This window comes from Providencia sp. PROV032, from assembly GCF_028484875.1.
Taxonomy (GTDB): Bacteria; Pseudomonadota; Gammaproteobacteria; order Enterobacterales; family Enterobacteriaceae; genus Providencia; species Providencia rettgeri_E.
This window is the reverse complement of the sequence record NZ_JAMPSX010000024.1, coordinates 19927-36945: the sequence shown is the minus strand read 5'-3', so window position 1 is coordinate 36945 and position 17019 is coordinate 19927. Positions and strand designations below refer to the sequence as shown.

Sequence of the window (17019 nt, the reverse complement as noted above, 5' to 3'; positions counted from 1 at the left end):
ACAACATAAAAGTACTACGGATAAAATTCAGTTTAATGTAAATGAATTAAATAAGCTGAAAATAGCCCAAAGTAGCATGTTTGCTATCTCCTCTCCGAATGTTCCTGCATTACCTCATGGCGTTAGTTCAAATTCACAAGTCACACAAACGGCAAATAGCAACATTGCAAAAGGCATCGAAAATACATTAGGCGCTGTTCGTGATGGTCTAGCGGAAACGTTTGATTGTACTTTCGGACTGAGTTGCTCAAATGATTTAGATAAAGCAGCAAAAAATCCAAATGTTGGGAAAGAGTTATCAAATTCAGATAAAGTAGAGGTAGGGGGCTCTGGGGCAGGAGGACCGGAGGGGTGGGAACCTGATGAGTTCTCTATAAAAAATAATGATCTTCCTTCTAAAGAAGAACTAAAGCAAGCAGCATCAGAAATCAATCGCAATGGTTTAACAAATGCTGGCAGATCGCTCCAAAAGCATGGGGGTAGGGAAGGCTCTGCATACTCATATTCCAACCAAAAAGCTTCAGTATTGAATCAGGAAGCTAGAGCATTAATCGATGAAATATTAGATAATACAAATGTAATAATAAGACCTAGAACTATTTATGAAAATAGGAAAAGAATTGAAGTGATTGATGCTAAATCACCTGATGGTCGGGTATTAAGATTTAGTATAGATGGTAAGAAATTTATTGGTTTTAGAGAGCCATAATGTTTGCAAATGATTGATGGGGGGATTTTATGTTGGAATACAGTGTTGGAAGTTCTTTAAGCCGAGATGATTTATATGCTGAGCTCTCCTTTAATGATGTTCAGTGGGGGGAAATTTCACTATCTGAAGATAAGAAAGAGGTAAAAATTATTATTTATCCTGACTCGGATTTTTTAGAATTTAATTACAGTGAATTTTTATTATTGATAGAGAAAGCTAAAGATCATCTTTTACGTTTAGAACCTTTAGTTTAATTTCCGCATAAGCAGGTTGGTTCTTCCATTTTTAGCGTGGGGGAACCAAAGTGGCAGAGTCATTAATGTGAAAATTAAATGTGGTTGGAGTAAGAGGTGACTAGGCTTAATTATAGTATTAGTGATAAACAGACGAGCAAATTTATAAGCTTATTAACTTTAGATGTATTAACTGCATTAGATAAAAATTTGATATCGATTGATGAGGCAGAAGGATTTGTTTTCAAACCTTATTTGGCTAAACTACTCGAACAAATGGGTTCAGATGAAAAATTAATAGGGATAATTAACCTAGGTTGCGAATTGGACGATGTTGAATGTTTAATTCCAGAACAGCTCCAAGCTAGTATTGAGGAATTAATACAGAAAACCATCACAGTAATTTCACAAAGTGAAAATTTTGGTCGGTTAATTGATAAAGAAATTAATATTATTGATGACTAACTAAATGTTTAGAAATATAAATTAAAACATTTGAAAAGAACATAAATGAAATTAAGAATGGTAAAGGTTAAAATATGAAAATAGAACTGAGTCTACTGGAAGAGGCTATAGTAGCCATTTTTAATGAAATGAAAGTACAGGGAATGGGTAATATAGACCTAGATGCAGATTTTTATTGGAATGTACCTTCTGAATCTATTTATGATATTTACAATGAGCTGGCTCAGTTAGATATTGGGCAGTTAGAAGCTGATTATGAGATGTTATGTAAAGCTAAAGAAAATGAACTACTCGTAAAATATAACTTAAAAAATATATCAGCCATTCTTCGTTATTTATCAGAAAAACACGCAAAATGATCTGACTTGATGATGCTAAAGGCGTAAGCAATCGCTGGTTTGGCCATTGTTTACACCTTATCGACATTTACTCACTTTCAATCATTGGTGTAAGCTAAAACAAAATAATACCTATTAATAAGAAAGCGCTATGGAACTAAAACCCACTGCAATTTTAATTCATGTCCCTGATGTTCAAGCGGGTTTGGCTTGGTATCAGCAAGCTTTTCCACAGGCAAGGGCGGAGTACCTGCCTAATTTTGATTTCACGTTATTACATGTCGGGGACTTCACGATAGAAGTGGTGCAAGCGGATAAAAAAGTCAGTGAAGGTAAAAAAGGAACGGTATTGTATTGGCAAGTCGATAATTTTGATTTGGCTTTTGAGCATTTCACTCAGCTAGGGGCAAAACTGTACTGCGGGCCAATGTTAATAGATGGTAATAATCGAATGTGTCAACTTGAAGACCCGTTTGGCAATTTAATGGGTTTAAAAGGGCGGTAAAATCCATTAAAACCGTTAAAAGGATTAAAACCAATCGCAATGATTTACCTTATCAATTAGTAATATAAATAAAATTGCGATAAAAAATATAATTTGTGATAGCTGATGAAAAAAGGCACTAATTAGGGTGCTTTAAATTTTAAAATGCATTATAAAAAGTATGGTTTTTTCGGCGTTTTACGATGATTAATAGTATCTTAAGCTGAAAAATAGCCAGTAATGAAGTGTTAAGGCGTAAAGTTAGTAGTTAAATGTTGCTTTCTTGTGAATGAATTAACATTACGTTTAAATTCTGCTATGCTGATCGCCCGAAGCTGGGCATAATTTTACCGCCATTGAGATTATGCGAGCAAATTCCTCTGACCTGGCACCGGATGATAATTTTGTCAGTATGGTGCAGACAGCCGGGTATACAAATTACAATGAAGCGAGGAGAACGTCGTGCTAGAAGAATACCGTAAGCACGTAGCCGAGCGTGCCGCTCAAGGGATTGTCCCTAAGCCATTAGATGCGTCACAAGTAGCTGCACTGGTAGAGTTACTCAAAAACCCACCCAAAGGTGAAGAAGATTTCCTGTTAGACCTGCTGACCAACCGCGTCCCTCCTGGTGTTGACGAAGCAGCGTACGTAAAAGCTGGATTTTTAGCCGCGATAGCGAAAGGCGAAACTTCCTCTTCTCTTATCTCCCCCGAAAAAGCCATTGAACTGTTAGGTACTATGCAGGGCGGATATAACATCCATGCACTAATTGAAGCGTTGGATGACGAAAAACTGGCGCCAATCGCCGCTAAAGCACTCTCCCACACCTTACTGATGTTTGATAACTTCTACGATGTAGAAGAAAAAGCGAAAGCGGGAAATGTTCACGCGAAACAAGTTATTGAATCATGGGCAGATGCCGAGTGGTTCAAAGAGCGTCCTGCATTAGCTGAAAAAATGACCGTGACTGTGTTCAAAGTCACTGGTGAAACTAACACCGATGATTTATCACCTGCTCCTGATGCATGGTCACGTCCAGATATCCCATTACACGCATTAGCAATGCTGAAAAACGCACGCGATGGTATTGAACCAGACGATGCGGGTAATGTTGGCCCAATCAAGCAAATTGATGCGCTGAATAAGAAAGGTTTCCCATTAGCTTACGTGGGTGACGTTGTCGGTACTGGTTCTTCTCGTAAATCAGCGACTAACTCCGTGCTATGGTTTATGGGTGACGATATCCCATTTGTGCCAAATAAACGTGGCGGTGGGGTAGTATTGGGCGGCAAAATTGCACCGATCTTCTTTAATACAATGGAAGATGCGGGCGCATTACCAATTGAAGTGGACGTTTCTAAACTGAATATGGGGGATGTGATTGACATCTATCCATTTAAAGGTGAAGTGCGAAACCATGAAACGGGTGAGCTGCTTGAAACATTCGAATTAAAAACCGATGTGCTGATTGACGAAGTCCGTGCGGGCGGTCGTATTCCACTGATTATCGGCCGTGGTTTAACCAATAAAGCACGCGAATCTCTGGGCTTAGAAGCGACAGAAGTATTCCGTCACGCTAAATCTGTTGCACAAAGCAACCGTGGCTTCTCATTAGCACAAAAAATGGTTGGTCGTGCTTGCGGTCGCCCAGGTATTCGCCCTGGTGAATACTGTGAGCCAAAAATGACCTCTGTAGGTTCACAAGATACAACTGGCCCAATGACCCGTGATGAACTCAAAGACTTGGCTTGTCTTGGTTTCTCTGCAGATTTAGTCATGCAGTCATTCTGCCATACAGCAGCGTATCCAAAACCTGTTGATGTGACCACACACCACACTTTACCTGATTTCATCATGAACCGTGGCGGTGTTTCTCTGCGTCCAGGAGATGGTATTATCCACTCATGGTTAAACCGTATGTTACTGCCGGATACCGTTGGTACTGGTGGTGACTCACATACGCGTTTCCCAATCGGTATTTCATTCCCTGCGGGTTCTGGTTTGGTCGCATTTGCTGCAGCAACAGGGGTGATGCCTCTGGATATGCCTGAGTCAGTACTGGTTCGCTTTAAAGGTGAAATGCAACCGGGTATCACATTACGTGACCTTGTTCATGCAATTCCACTATATGCAATCAAAGATGGTTTACTGACCGTAGAGAAAAAAGGTAAGAAAAACATTTTCTCTGGCCGTATTTTAGAAATTGAAGGTTTGCCTGAGCTGAAAGTTGAACAAGCGTTTGAATTAGCAGATGCGTCAGCAGAGCGTTCAGCGGCAGGTTGTACTATCAAATTGGATAAAGCGCCAATCATCGAGTACCTGCAATCGAATATCGTTCTATTAAAATGGATGATAGCGGAAGGTTATGGCGACCGTCGTACTATCGAACGCCGTATCAAAGGAATGGAAAACTGGTTAGCAGATCCACAACTGCTCGAAGGTGATGCAGATGCGGAATACGCAGCAGTGATTGAAATTGACCTCAATGATATCAAAGAGCCAATTCTGTGTGCCCCAAATGACCCAGATGACGCACGTTTATTGTCTGATGTGCAAAACGAGAAAATTGATGAAGTCTTCATCGGTTCTTGTATGACAAACATTGGTCACTTCCGTGCAGCAGGTAAGTTATTGGATTCCCACAAAGGCCAATTACCAACACGTTTATGGGTTGCGCCTCCAACTAAGATGGACGCAGCACAGTTAACCGAAGAAGGTTATTACAGCGTCTTTGGTAAGAGTGGAGCGCGTATTGAAGTCCCAGGTTGTTCTTTGTGTATGGGTAACCAAGCACGTGTGGCAGATGGTGCAACGGTTGTTTCCACTTCGACACGTAACTTCCCGAACCGTTTAGGGACAGGTGCGAATGTTTACCTCGCATCAGCAGAACTGGCTGCGGTCGCTTCCTTATTAGGTCGTTTACCAACGCCGGCAGAATATCTGCAATTTATGGATAAGGTCGATGAAACAGCAGCGGATACCTACCGTTATCTGAACTTTGACCAATTATCACAATATACCGAAAAAGCGGATGGCGTGATTTTCCAAACAGCCGTGTAATCAGGTAATATTAGTCATGAAGGCTCCTAATTTAGGAGCCTTTTTTAATTGGGTGTATTCGCTAAATATATTCAGAAATTTCGATTAAAGTTAAATCGTCATCACGTAAGTAAAGGGATCTAATTGCACCAGTCCGATTCACCGGCCCTTCGATAATTTTTACACCTTGTTGTTCAATATGCTTTTGCACGTCATTATTCAGTTTTATTCTTTTGATGGTAATACCTCTCAACAAAGCGGTTTGACTCGCGTTATACTAGGTTCAATAACGCAAGAGTAGAGGGACTGCATATGGACTACCAATTTTTCCAAGATATCACCGGAGCTATCTCCGCTAAATTCTCGATGGATCATGAGGCTATTGGATATTGGCTTAATGAAGAGGTTAAAAACGACCTTAGTCTGTTAGATGCTATTGAAGAAAACTACGAAAAGATTAAAGGTAGTGAAAAACAATGGGAGCTTATTGGCCACGAATATACATTGTTGCTTGATGATGAAGAAGTGATGATCCGCGCCAACCAATTATCATTTGAAACTGAAGGGTTGGAAGAGGGAATGAGTTATTATGATAATGAAAGTGTTGCATTTTGCGGCACTGATGACTTTCTGTTAATGTTAAAAGATTATCGTCTTTTTGTTATAGAAAATAGATAAAATAATTTTATTTAGTGATTTGTTTTGTATTTCAATAAATCACCGCTATTATTTGCAGTGTACGGCCAGCCGTTAAACGCTTAGTTAAAGATTAATTGGCTGGGATTAATTTTGATAATTGGATTTTAAAGGGCAATATATATGAATACTGATGATGTTACAGGCGCGTTGAATGAAGCAACGAATTGGTTTGTGGCAAACCAAGATCTGTTAGTTCAGTATGTTGTAAATATCGTGTCTGCTATCGTTATCTTAATTGTCGGGATGATGATTGCAAAATGGGTCGGACGTGGTTTGCATCGCGTGATGACTATGAAAGGCATTGATTCAACAGTCAGTGACTTTTTATCAGCGATAGCACGTTATACCATCGTCGCATTCACTTTAATTGCGGTATTAGGAAAAATTGGGGTACAAACGGCCTCTGTGATCGCGGTAATGGGTGCGGCAGGTTTGGCTGTTGGTTTAGCATTGCAAAACTCGCTGGGTAACTTTGCGGCAGGTGTGTTGCTGGTGGTATTTAGACCACTAAAAGCGGGAGAGTATGTCTCGATTGGTGCTGTTGAAGGTACAGTGCAAAATGTACAAATATTTTCAACGACATTAAGAACGGCAGATGACCGTATTATTGTTATTCCTAATGGAAAGATCATTGCTGATAACATTATTAATACCAGCCGTGAGCCTAATCGCCGTCAAGATATTATTGTGGGTGTTGCTTATGATTCTGATATTGATGTGGTGAAAAAAGTATTAGGTGATATCGTCGCTGCGGATAGCCGTATTCAGCATGCGAAAGGTGTTACTATCCGTTTACATGATATGGCTCCATCATCATTAAATTATTTAGTGCGTTTTTGGACCACCAATGGTGATGCATGGCCTGTATATTGGGATTTGCTAGAAGAGTTTAAGCGAGCACTGGACAAACATAATATTGGTATCCCATTCCCACAAATGGATGTGCATGTTCATAAACAAAATGCACCTATCAAGCAAGATCCTGCAGAGTAATACTTGGCTAAGTAACATTTAGCAGTTTCACTGAAAATAAGAGCCTGTCTTTGATGGGCTCTTATTCATTTCCCTTTCTTATATTTTTATACTGATATTTTTTCTTACTGATGCGTTTTTGGCTATAAGTGATACTTATGACCTATTAGACTTAATCATTTCCACTAATAATTTTTTATCGCTAATATTCATGCATATTAATTGAATAAAAAATTGGAATTAATGCATGTTTTCGATCTATTTACAGGGTGCGCTATTAGGTGCTGCAATGATATTACCGTTAGGACCACAGAACGCATTTGTCTTACAGCAAGGAAGCCGAAAGCAGTTTCATTTTATGAGTGCATTATTATGCGCTCTAAGTGATACAGTTTTAATTGTCGCCGGCGTGTTTGGTGGTAGTGCTCTACTCAGCCAGTCCGAAATATTAATGCAATTGATCACGTGGGCTGGTGTCGTATTTCTTATGTGGTATGGCTATGGTGCGTTTCGTACAGCCCTTAGCCCTGATGAGGTGATACTTCAAACGGAAAGCCGGGCTATCACAAGGTGGAAAGTGATTGTCACATTGTTTGCTGTCACTTGGCTGAATCCACATGTTTATTTAGACACCTTCGTTGTATTGGGCAGCGTGGGAGGCCAATTAGAAAGCCAATTACGACCTTGGTTTACGGCTGGCGCATTAACAGCATCATTTGTGTGGTTCTTTGCATTAGCGATACTTGCTGCTTGGTTTTCTCCTGTACTAAATAAACCACGTTCACAGCGTATTATTAATATTTTTGTCGGTGGCGTGATGTGGTTTATCGCATTTCAACTTGCAATACAGGGGCTTAAGGGGCTCGGTTTGATTTCTCAATAACAATATATCTTCAACAGACACTCAATAATGTTCAATTTCTCATTATTCTGACTGTACTTTTTGTTCCATGTGTTACTGTTAAATTGAGCTCAGGGATAGTTTATCAGTAATTATCCCTTTTTTAGCGATAAATAATTTTCTTGGGAGGTTCTGTGAAATTAAAATCTTTAGTTTTAGCTGCGATGGTAGCAGGTGCTGCGGTTCCTACCATGTCTTTGGCTGACCCGTTACCCAATGGCCCACACATTACAACTTCGGGTAATGCAATAGTAAAAGCGACTCCAGATATGGCGACGCTGAACATTCTTGTGACAGTCACTGCAAAAGATGCGGCAGCTGCCAAAGCTGGCGTCGATAAGCGAGTTGCAGAGTATTTTGAGTTTCTTAAGAAAAACGGCATTGAAAAAGAAGATATTAACGCGGCAAATGTGCGAACTCAGCCTAAATATGATTACAGTAGTGTGAAGCAAAAATCAACCATCGAAGGCTACACGGCAACACGCTCTGTTGAAGTGAAAGTGAAGAAATTAGACCAACTTAATGTCTTGTTAGATGGTGCTTTAGCCGCAGGCCTCAATGAAATCAACTCAGTACAGTTTGGTGTTGCCAACCCGCAACAGTACCGTGATGAAGCACGGTCTCAAGCGATTAAAAATGCCACAGAACAAGCCAATATCTTAGCTAAAGGCTTTAATGTCCAGTTAGGTCCGGTGTATAGCATTAACTATAATGCACCCGCTGCGGTGCCATATCCAATGGCGGCAAGGAATTATGCTGGGGCGATGAAAGCCTCTGTTGCTGAAGATCTCAAAATTGATGAGACCTATGAACAACAGAGTATTGATTTTAATGACCAAGTCGATGTGGTATTTGAATTAAAACGCTAGCTTTTTGCGGGCTCATCTTCTTGTTTTAACATCTGGCGCCCCGTTTTTAATAGGGCGTCAGTCACCTTTTTCATTGTGCGGCTTTCAGGTGCAAAGCGGTGCCAGTAAAGCATCCGTCTCTGACATAACCCTGGGGTTAAATCAACCAACTCACCATTCGCTAATTCACTTGCTATCTGCAAATGTGGGATCATACAGCAGGTAGAGCCCTGTTTTGCTAACTGTACAAAGGCCTCAGAGGAGTTCACGATATGACATGGAACACTGCCGGGCGATAAACCAAAGTTTTGTTGTACGAAGGCTTGGTGCATATCGTCTAAATGGTCGAAAGCAACTGCAGGGGCTTTTAGTAACGAAGAGCGAGTCACGCCATCTGGGAAGTATTTCGCAGCGAAGTCTGGTGAGGCCACAAAAATATAGTCTAGGGCGCCAAGTTTATCGACTAAACAACCCGGTAAGGCTTGGGGTTGAATACTGATAGCGCCGACCACTTCACCGCGTCTTAAGCGTTCTTGGGTTCGTGTTTCATCTTCAACCTGAATATTTAGCCGAATAGGGCTATTGCCTAATACAGGGTTTAGGGCTGGGAGAAACCAAGTTGCCAAGCTGTCGGCGTTGACGGCAAGTGACAGTAACAAAGGGGTTGAGCCACTATTTTCATCCCCTAACCATTGCTCTTCTAACAGTTCGACTTGATGAAGCAGTGCTAGCAGTTTTTGCCCTTGTTCAGTTGGATGTGGCGGAACGGTACGTACCAGCAGAGGTTGCCCAAATAGGTTTTCTAACTGCTTTATGCGTTGAGACACAGCAGACTGCGTGATGCAGAGCTTTTGAGCCGCGCGCTCAAAGCCGCGTTCACGGATCACGGCATCCAGTGCTTGTAATGCGCGATAGTCAGGGCGCTTCATCAAAAAAATCTCCTTGTTGTTATTCTATTAAGCACTATGCCATATTTTTACACGCAACACTTAAAAATATTATTGTTGTGGCGTAAATCTCAAGAACCGTGACATAAATACAGCGAACAAAGCTGCAACTTATTGGGTGTCCGGTATATACTAGTGTTTAATAACCTTAATCACGACTCAATTAAATCTTAAAAGGCATGAGTATGACTCAGGATGAATTAAAAAAAGCGGTAGGTTGGGCTGCACTTGATTATGTAAAACCGGGCACTATTGTTGGTGTTGGAACGGGGTCAACGGCTTCACACTTCATTGATGCATTAGCGACAATGAAAGGTCAAATAGAAGGTGCGGTATCAAGCTCAGAAGCATCAACTCAAAAACTAAAATCACTGGGAATTACAGTATTTGATTGTAATGAAGTGGATTCATTAGATGTTTATGTTGATGGTGCTGATGAAGTTGACCATCACATGAATATGATCAAAGGCGGTGGTGCGGCTTTAACTCGTGAAAAAATTGTTTCAGCAATTGCAAAAACCTTTGTCTGTATTGTTGATGAGTCTAAGCTAGTTGATGTGTTAGGTAAATTTCCACTACCCGTCGAAGTGATCCCAATGGCGCGTAGCTATGTGGCACGTGAACTGGTCAAATTGGGGGGTACGCCAGAGTACCGTCAAAATGTGATTACTGATAACGGCAATGTGATTTTAGATGTTCATAATTTAAAAATTGTAGACCCAGTGAGATTAGAAAATACAATTAATGGGATTGCGGGGGTTGTAACCGTTGGGTTATTCGCCAATCGCGGTGCTGATGTTGTTTTGATGGGGACTGCAAACGAAGGTGTGAAAACCATCAAGCTATAATCGATATCATATTTAATTATTCAAATAAGCCAGCGGCGTTATACTCGCTGGCTTATTTGTCTTACTGATATTTTGACATTAGTTTATGCATAGATAGAAGCTAAATTAATTAACCAGTTTTATAAATATCATCAATTTAAAATTTATTTTATTTTTTTTAATACCCAGCTATTTTGGTGATATATCTCACACAAATAGGCATTGTGCAGGAAAAATCCTTATTTTGTGTTATCGCCCCTGATTTTCTACCATTTAACTTCTTTTTCTTCGCGCTTTTTAGCATCCATCAAGCAAACGGTTGTATTGCTACTACGCTATTTTTTGCTATGTTGGTATACGCTTCATAGCTCAAGGTAGATGGATGTCATCTCTCTTGAGCTATGTTAGGCAAACACATGGGTTCATCTGTTATAAATCTTAAGTACGTTCACGATAGGGTAGGGAAATGGTTAAGGTATCTTTGCAAAAAGACAAAATTAAATTTTTACTGCTAGAAGGTGTGCACCAAAGTGCGGTTGATAACTTAAAAGCCGCAGGCTACACCAATATTGAATATCACAAAAGTGCGTTATCCGACGAAGAATTAAAAGAAGCGATTAAAGATGCACGTTTTGTAGGTATCCGTTCCCGTACTCATCTTACTGAAGAAATTTTCGCTGCAGCAGAAAAACTCGTTGCAGTAGGTTGTTTTTGTATTGGAACCAACCAAGTTGATTTAGATGCTGCGGCAAAACGTGGTATCCCTGTATTTAACGCACCATTTTCGAATACACGTTCCGTTGCAGAAATGGTATTAGGCCAATTATTACTTTTACTACGTCGTATTCCTGAAGCCAATATGCAAGCACACCGCGGTATTTGGGAAAAACAAGCTAAAGGCTGTTTTGAAGCGCGTGGTAAGCGCCTTGGGATTGTTGGATATGGTCACATTGGTACTCAGCTAGGGATCTTAGCTGAAGGTATCGGTATGAATGTTTTCTTCTATGATATTGAAAACAAACTCCCTTTAGGTAACGCAACTCAAGTTCGCTCTTTAACTGAATTGCTGAATATGAGTGATGTGGTTAGCTTACATGTGCCTGAAACCCCAAGTACGAAGAATATGTTTGCTAAAGAACAATTCGATCGTATGAAGCCTGGCTCTATATTCATTAACGCATCACGTGGAACAGTCGTGGATATTCCTTCACTGGCCGCTGCGTTAGAAACCAAGCATTTATCAGGTGCTGCGGTGGATGTCTTCCCAAGTGAACCCGCTGCGAACAATGACCCTAATGACCCATTTATCTCTGAATTGATTAAGTTCGACAATGTGATTTTAACACCGCACATTGGGGGCTCTACAGAAGAAGCTCAAGAAAATATTGGGTTAGAAGTGGCAAGTAAACTGGCTAAGTATTCAGATAACGGTTCAACATTATCGGCGGTTAACTTCCCAGAGGTTTCTCTGCCAGTTCATACTGAAGACACAAACCGTTTCTTGCATATTCATGAAAACCGCCCTGGTATTTTGAATAGCATCAACCAAGTCTTCACTGAAAATAACATTAACGTTGTTGGCCAGTATTTACGTACATCAGGCAACGTAGGTTATGTGGTTATTGACGTATTAATGCAAACGCCAAACCAAACAGATGAAGCACTCCAGAAATTAAAAGATTTGCCTGGAACCATTCGCGCGCGTTTACTGTTCTAAGTTACGCTAAAAATGGTGTGAAATGATGGCGCGGGTATTTATGACCAGCGCCATATTTTTTGCGGCGTAATAATTTCGGGTAACGGAATATCCCAGTGCGCGACAGGGAGTTTTTCTACTTGCTGGCAATTATGGGCAAGGCCAATGGGATAAAACCCAGTTTGTTGCCAATTTGCAAGAGTCCTATCGTAGAACCCACCTCCCATCCCTAACCGTTGCCCTTGAGTATCAAATGCCACTAATGGGATAAGCATGATATCTAATTTCTCAAGGGGTAGCACATTTCTGACATCCAGTGGTGGCTCATCAATATTAAATCGGTTTTTAACGAGTTGGCTGTCTGGGCGATAGTGAAGAAATAATAAATGGTGGCGACTAAAAGGGTGTAAAACAGGGAGATAGATTTGTTTGCCTTGGGCCCATAGCGCATGAATGAGCGGTTTGGTGTCAATTTCCCCATCAAAAGAAAGAAACAAAGCAATTGTGTTGGCTTGTGCAATTTTCGGGTGGCTTAATGCATTATGCATGAGTTGCTCAGCGGCACTCTGTTGTTGTTCAAGGCTTAGTTGGCGGCGTGCCTGACGGATAGTTTGACGTACCAGCTGGCGTTGTGTCGAGAGAGAATCTTGCATGTGATAACCTGTTATAAATACGATAAAAACAGTTAACCCAGTAATTATATTACTTAGAGTATATCGCAAGATGGTAAGTTATGTAGAAAACAAATGAAAAATAAGCAGGAACTTAATTGAGGGTCTCCAAGATGCCGTTGTAGGCTGTAACCCTTGAACCCTTGGTTCAAGGTGAACGCAGTTTAGCAACCTTTAGGCTTCCTGAGCGAATCAGGCATGCTCACCAGCGCCATAACCACATTCTATTTAGTTGAAATATCGGCTCAGGGGACTCGCCCACTCACGCGCATCTCAGAGAAATTTGGTTTGAGAACTTATCGTTACTCAGTGATTTCATTGTACGAAACTAGATTTAAAATGCAACCTTAATTTTGTATATTTTTTTCTACTAGTGTCTGATTAATAAGCAGATTTACTCTAGGGGCAATACCTGCCTCTCAGTAATTTTCACCTGATCGTGCAACGCTTGTTCGATTGTGTGCTGCAACATTTTTATTTTCTCTTCCATATTATAAGCATAATCACGCGTTTTTGTCTTTTCTTGTGCTAATTCGTGACAGACGTTCAATGCTACAATAAAAATAAGTTGTTCCGTGTTGGTCACACCGCTTCTATCTTTTAGATTTTGCAAGCGTTGTTCTAATTCTTTAGCCGACTCGAGAAGGGCCTCTTTTTGTTCTGCTGGGCAATTGACTCGCATTGAGCGCCCGAAAATCTGGATGTCGACAGGTTGTGCGGACATTATACCTCCATACTGAATAATACTCGCCGTAAATACATCATATTTGGCGCAATTAATAGATAAGACAAAAGCATACTGGTCTAGCGGCTATCCTTGATGGTAGCATATCACGAATCATAAGCTAACATGACGAATTCAGATGTCTATACAAAAATCTTTACCAAACTATGAATCACTGGACAAATTGCTACAACAGCACTCAATCGCACTTACTGCTGCGGAGATCCATGGTCTAATAACCGGGTTGATCTGTGGTGGGGGCCGTGACCATAGCTGGCAAACGTTGGTCCATGACCTTGCTAACGATGGCTTAGCGTTCCCACAAACGGTTTCGCAGCCATTACGAGAGCTCTTCGATACCACATTTGACGCACTTGATGATAGCGAATTTGCATTTACCCTGCTATTTCCTAGCGAAGAAGCGTCTATTTTTGACCATGCTGATGCGCTGGCGGGTTGGGTTAATCACTTTTTATTAGGTTTGGGGGTTACACAACCGAAACTGGCTGATAAAAAAGAGATAAGCGAAGTTATCACAGATTTACGCAATATTGGTATGCTTGGTTATGACGAAGACGAAGACCAAGAAGAACTTGAGCAGGCGTTAGAAGAAGTAGTTGAGTATGTCAGGGTGGCAGTGCAATTATGTTACATTGCGTTGATTGAGCCGACTAAAGGCCCTACAGCTGTAGAAAATGATAAACCGGTTCTTCATTAGTTTCTATCAATATGAATTTTCAAAGCACTTAACTTAACCAATCAATATTTTATTATTGATAAACTAAGTGCTTGAAAACGAGGTGTATCCAGATTTAAGTCATGTCGCCAGTATATGTTGTATGTGATTGATTAAACACAAACAATATATTCAGCAATCTAATTATTCTGATAATAAGGCAAAAACGGTATGAATAAACAGGAATTTATTTCTCGTCGCAATGCATTATTGGCTCAAATGCAATCAGGCAGTGCAGCAATTATTTTCTCAGCGCCTCCAGCGCAACGTAATGCGGATTGCGAATACCCGTATCGTCAACACAGCGACTTTCTGTATTTAACGGGGTTTAGTGAGCCTGAAGCCGTATTAGTCCTGATTAAAAGCGATGAGAAACATAGCCATACTGTTCTTTTTAACCGTGTTCGTGATTTAACCGCTGAGATTTGGTTTGGTCGCCGCCTTGGGCAAGATGCCGCACCTGAAAAATTAGGTATTGATAAAGCGTTACCTTTCAATGAAATAGAAGAGCAACTTTATCAATTACTGAATGGCCTCGACGTGGTTTATCATGCACAAGGTGAGTTTGCCTATGCCGATAAATTGGTATTTGATGCCTTAGATATTCTACGTAAAGGTAGCCGTCGTAACTTACGCGCGCCACAAACATTGGTTGATTGGCGGCCGATTGTCCATGAAATGCGCTTATTTAAGTCGGAAGAAGAAATTAATACCCTGCGTATGGCTGGGCGAATTTCTGCTCTAGCACATGTCAGAGCAATGGAAACTTGCCGACCGAATATGTATGAATACCAACTTTGTGGTGAGTTAGAACATGAATTTACTCGCCATGGTGCACGTTTCCCTTCATATAACTCCATTGTGGGTAGTGGTGAAAATGCCTGTATTTTGCACTACACCGAAAATGAGAGCCTAATGAAAGATGGCGAACTCGTGTTAATTGATGCGGGTGCAGAATTTGATGGCTATGCAGGGGATATCACGCGGACTTTCCCAGTTAATGGCAAATTTAGCCAAGCACAACGAGAAATTTACGATATCGTCCTTAAAGCGTTAAATACCGCATTAGCTTTATATCGTCCGGGTACCAGTATCCATGAGGTGACACGAGAGATTGTGCGTATCAAAACAGAAGGTCTCGTTGCACTTGGAATTTTACAAGGCGATGTGGATCAATTGATCGAAAACAAAGCATATCAGCCATTCTTTATGCATGGTTTAAGTCACTGGTTAGGGTTAGATGTACATGATGTGGGTTTTTATGGCACAGACCGAGACCGTACACTTGAAGTGGGGATGGTATTAACTGTCGAGCCTGGTTTATATATTGCTCCAGATGCAGATGTGCCGCCACAATATCGCGGTATTGGTGTACGTATCGAAGATGATATTGTGATCACCGAAAACGGAAATGAAAACTTAACAGATTTAGTCGTGAAAGACCCTGATGAAATTGAAGCCCTAATGGCGGCAGCAACGCACAATTTAGGGTAGATGTCAGTCATCATAGAAAGGTAATAAACAACGCATGAATGTGATCATCGTGGGGGGCGGTATGGCGGGTGCAACATTAGCACTGGCAATATCATCCCTTAGCCAAGGAAAATTATCGGTTTCACTAATCGAGGCTGCTGTGCCAGATGGCAAACATCCCGGGTTTGACGCACGTGCGATTGCGTTAGCCCACGGCACTTGTCAATCATTAGCAAAAATAGGCGTTTGGCCTGCTTTAGCAGATTGTGTGACCCCCATTAATCGCGTTCATGTGTCTGATAGAGGCCATGCCGGTTTTGTGAATATTGCTGCTGATGATTATCATATCGATGCTCTAGGCAATGTGATTGAACTGCACGAAGCGGGCGCCCGTCTGTTTTCATTGTTACGTAAAGCGCCCGGAGTCACTCTTTATTGCCCTGCAAAAGTAGAAAATGTCCATCGTGAACAAGATATCGTTACGGTCACTTTGGATAATGGTGATGAGGTAACCGGGGAATTACTAATTGCTGCGGATGGCAGCCATTCCGCTATTGGCAAAGCCTGCCATATGCAATGGCAAAAGGACGATTATGGGCAAGTGGCCATTATTGCGAATGTGAAAACTGCCATTGACCCAAAAGGCCAAGCCTTTGAGCGCTTTACTGAATTCGGTCCTTTGGCATTATTACCTATGTCACAAGGGCGTAGCTCTTTAGTGTGGTGCCACCATCAAGAACAGGCCGACGATATCAACGCGTGGGATGATGAAACATTTATTAGCAAGTTACAGCAAGCGTTCGGCTGGCGGTTAGGCGAAATTATTATGGCCGGTAAGCGTCATTGTTATCCACTGGTATTACGTAAAGCGCTTAACCCAGTTAGCCATCGAGTCGTGTTAGTGGGGAACGCTGCTCAGACCTTGCACCCCATTGCGGGACAAGGCTTCAATTTAGGCATCCGTGATGTGATGCAACTGGCTCACATTGTGGTAGATGCAAATGCGAAAGGGCAAGACATTGGTCGTTATTCATTATTAAGCCAATACCAACAAGCCAGAGCGTTAGATAGAGACAAAACGGTTTCGATAACCGACGGTTTGGTCCGTTTATTTGCGAATCGCTGCTTACCGCTTATTGTCGGCCGTAACTTAGGTTTAATGGCAATGGAAATGTTGCCACCAGCTCGTGATATTTTGGCTCGCCAAACATTGGGCTGGGTTGCTCACCAATAACCACGAAATAAAGAGGAATAAAA

General features: G+C 41.2%; 18 protein-coding genes, 1 other RNA gene and 1 pseudogene. 15 read left to right on the top strand and 5 right to left on the bottom strand.

The genetic code is table 11. The annotated features are described in order from the left end of the window. The 6 genes from PSF42_RS15820 to acnB form a co-directional block, all read left to right on the top strand. On the top strand, window positions 1–709 hold a 709-nt coding region (locus PSF42_RS15820; protein ID WP_272680348.1), incomplete at its 5' end, for a hypothetical protein. A 29-nt stretch (window positions 710–738) separates the two neighbouring features. After that, on the top strand, window positions 739–963 hold the full coding sequence (locus PSF42_RS15815) for a hypothetical protein (protein ID WP_004261965.1): 225 nt from the start codon (window positions 739–741) through the stop codon (window positions 961–963). A gap of 96 nt (window positions 964–1059) precedes the next feature. Continuing rightward, a complete protein-coding gene (locus tag PSF42_RS15810) occupies window positions 1060–1407 on the top strand; it encodes a DUF3969 family protein (protein WP_272680347.1) in 348 nt (115 codons plus the stop codon). Between the two features lie 74 nt (window positions 1408–1481). Beyond that, the gene (locus PSF42_RS15805) at window positions 1482–1766 is read left to right on the top strand and encodes a hypothetical protein (protein WP_272680346.1); all 285 of its coding nucleotides are present in this window, start codon (window positions 1482–1484) and stop codon (window positions 1764–1766) included. Window positions 1767–1896: 130 nt separating this feature from the next. Next, a complete protein-coding gene (locus PSF42_RS15800; protein ID WP_272680345.1) occupies window positions 1897–2250 on the top strand; it encodes a VOC family protein in 354 nt (117 codons plus the stop codon). A 441-nt stretch (window positions 2251–2691) separates the two neighbouring features. Then, window positions 2692–5289: a bifunctional aconitate hydratase 2/2-methylisocitrate dehydratase gene (gene acnB / locus PSF42_RS15795; RefSeq protein ID WP_125894132.1), complete on the top strand. Its 2598-nt coding sequence runs from the start codon at window positions 2692–2694 to the stop codon at window positions 5287–5289. A gap of 61 nt (window positions 5290–5350) precedes the next feature. Here the strand turns inward: acnB and PSF42_RS15790 are convergent. Continuing rightward, window positions 5351–5482 (bottom strand): annotated as a pseudogene (locus tag PSF42_RS15790) (VOC family protein); the annotation flags it as partial. 98 nt (window positions 5483–5580) lie between these two features. Here PSF42_RS15790 and PSF42_RS15785 point away from each other — a divergent pair. The 4 genes from PSF42_RS15785 to PSF42_RS15770 all read left to right on the top strand — a co-directional run bounded on the left by PSF42_RS15785 (window position 5581) and on the right by PSF42_RS15770 (window position 8709). Further along, window positions 5581–5946, top strand: a complete 366-nt coding sequence (locus PSF42_RS15785; protein ID WP_140171001.1) for a YacL family protein — start codon at window positions 5581–5583, stop codon at window positions 5944–5946. Window positions 5947–6087: 141 nt separating this feature from the next. Beyond that, a complete protein-coding gene (gene mscS, locus PSF42_RS15780; protein WP_248466789.1) occupies window positions 6088–6960 on the top strand; it encodes a small-conductance mechanosensitive channel MscS in 873 nt (290 codons plus the stop codon). A gap of 226 nt (window positions 6961–7186) precedes the next feature. After that, complete coding sequence (argO, locus tag PSF42_RS15775) at window positions 7187–7822, top strand: arginine exporter ArgO (RefSeq protein ID WP_213914567.1); 636 nt, start codon at window positions 7187–7189, stop codon at window positions 7820–7822. Between the two features lie 152 nt (window positions 7823–7974). After that, the gene (locus PSF42_RS15770) at window positions 7975–8709 is read left to right on the top strand and encodes an oxidative stress defense protein (RefSeq protein ID WP_213914566.1); all 735 of its coding nucleotides are present in this window, start codon (window positions 7975–7977) and stop codon (window positions 8707–8709) included. Here PSF42_RS15770 and PSF42_RS15765 read toward each other — a convergent pair. Beyond that, window positions 8706–9617, bottom strand: coding sequence for a LysR family transcriptional regulator ArgP (locus PSF42_RS15765; RefSeq protein ID WP_125894120.1), 912 nt, complete (start codon window positions 9615–9617; stop codon window positions 8706–8708). The two genes, PSF42_RS15770 and PSF42_RS15765, sit on opposite strands and share 4 nt — an antisense overlap. Window positions 9618–9820: 203 nt before the next feature. Here PSF42_RS15765 and rpiA point away from each other — a divergent pair, with 203 nt between their 5' ends. Both rpiA and serA read left to right on the top strand, forming a co-directional pair. After that, the gene (rpiA, locus tag PSF42_RS15760; RefSeq protein WP_272680344.1) at window positions 9821–10483 is read left to right on the top strand and encodes a ribose-5-phosphate isomerase RpiA; all 663 of its coding nucleotides are present in this window, start codon (window positions 9821–9823) and stop codon (window positions 10481–10483) included. Window positions 10484–10928: 445 nt separating this feature from the next. Next, the gene (gene serA, locus PSF42_RS15755) at window positions 10929–12179 is read left to right on the top strand and encodes a phosphoglycerate dehydrogenase (protein WP_213914565.1); all 1251 of its coding nucleotides are present in this window, start codon (window positions 10929–10931) and stop codon (window positions 12177–12179) included. Window positions 12180–12217: 38 nt separating this feature from the next. Here serA and PSF42_RS15750 read toward each other — a convergent pair whose 3' ends face one another. From PSF42_RS15750 to zapA, 3 genes are all read right to left on the bottom strand, one after another. Beyond that, window positions 12218–12811, bottom strand: a complete 594-nt coding sequence (locus PSF42_RS15750) for a 5-formyltetrahydrofolate cyclo-ligase (RefSeq protein WP_272680343.1) — start codon at window positions 12809–12811, stop codon at window positions 12218–12220. A 119-nt stretch (window positions 12812–12930) separates the two neighbouring features. Beyond that, window positions 12931–13112: non-coding RNA, 6S RNA (gene ssrS, locus PSF42_RS15745), on the bottom strand. A 111-nt stretch (window positions 13113–13223) separates the two neighbouring features. Then, a complete protein-coding gene (gene zapA / locus PSF42_RS15740) occupies window positions 13224–13553 on the bottom strand; it encodes a cell division protein ZapA (protein WP_125894114.1) in 330 nt (109 codons plus the stop codon). Between the two features lie 139 nt (window positions 13554–13692). Here zapA and PSF42_RS15735 point away from each other — a divergent pair, with 139 nt between their 5' ends. From PSF42_RS15735 to ubiH, 3 genes are all read left to right on the top strand, one after another. Then, the gene (locus PSF42_RS15735; protein ID WP_272680342.1) at window positions 13693–14271 is read left to right on the top strand and encodes a YecA/YgfB family protein; all 579 of its coding nucleotides are present in this window, start codon (window positions 13693–13695) and stop codon (window positions 14269–14271) included. 189 nt (window positions 14272–14460) lie between these two features. Beyond that, window positions 14461–15783, top strand: coding sequence for a Xaa-Pro aminopeptidase (gene pepP / locus PSF42_RS15730; RefSeq protein ID WP_125894110.1), 1323 nt, complete (start codon window positions 14461–14463; stop codon window positions 15781–15783). A gap of 34 nt (window positions 15784–15817) precedes the next feature. After that, window positions 15818–16996: a 2-octaprenyl-6-methoxyphenyl hydroxylase gene (gene ubiH, locus PSF42_RS15725; protein ID WP_272680341.1), complete on the top strand. Its 1179-nt coding sequence runs from the start codon at window positions 15818–15820 to the stop codon at window positions 16994–16996. The last annotated feature ends 23 nt before the right edge of the window (window positions 16997–17019 follow it).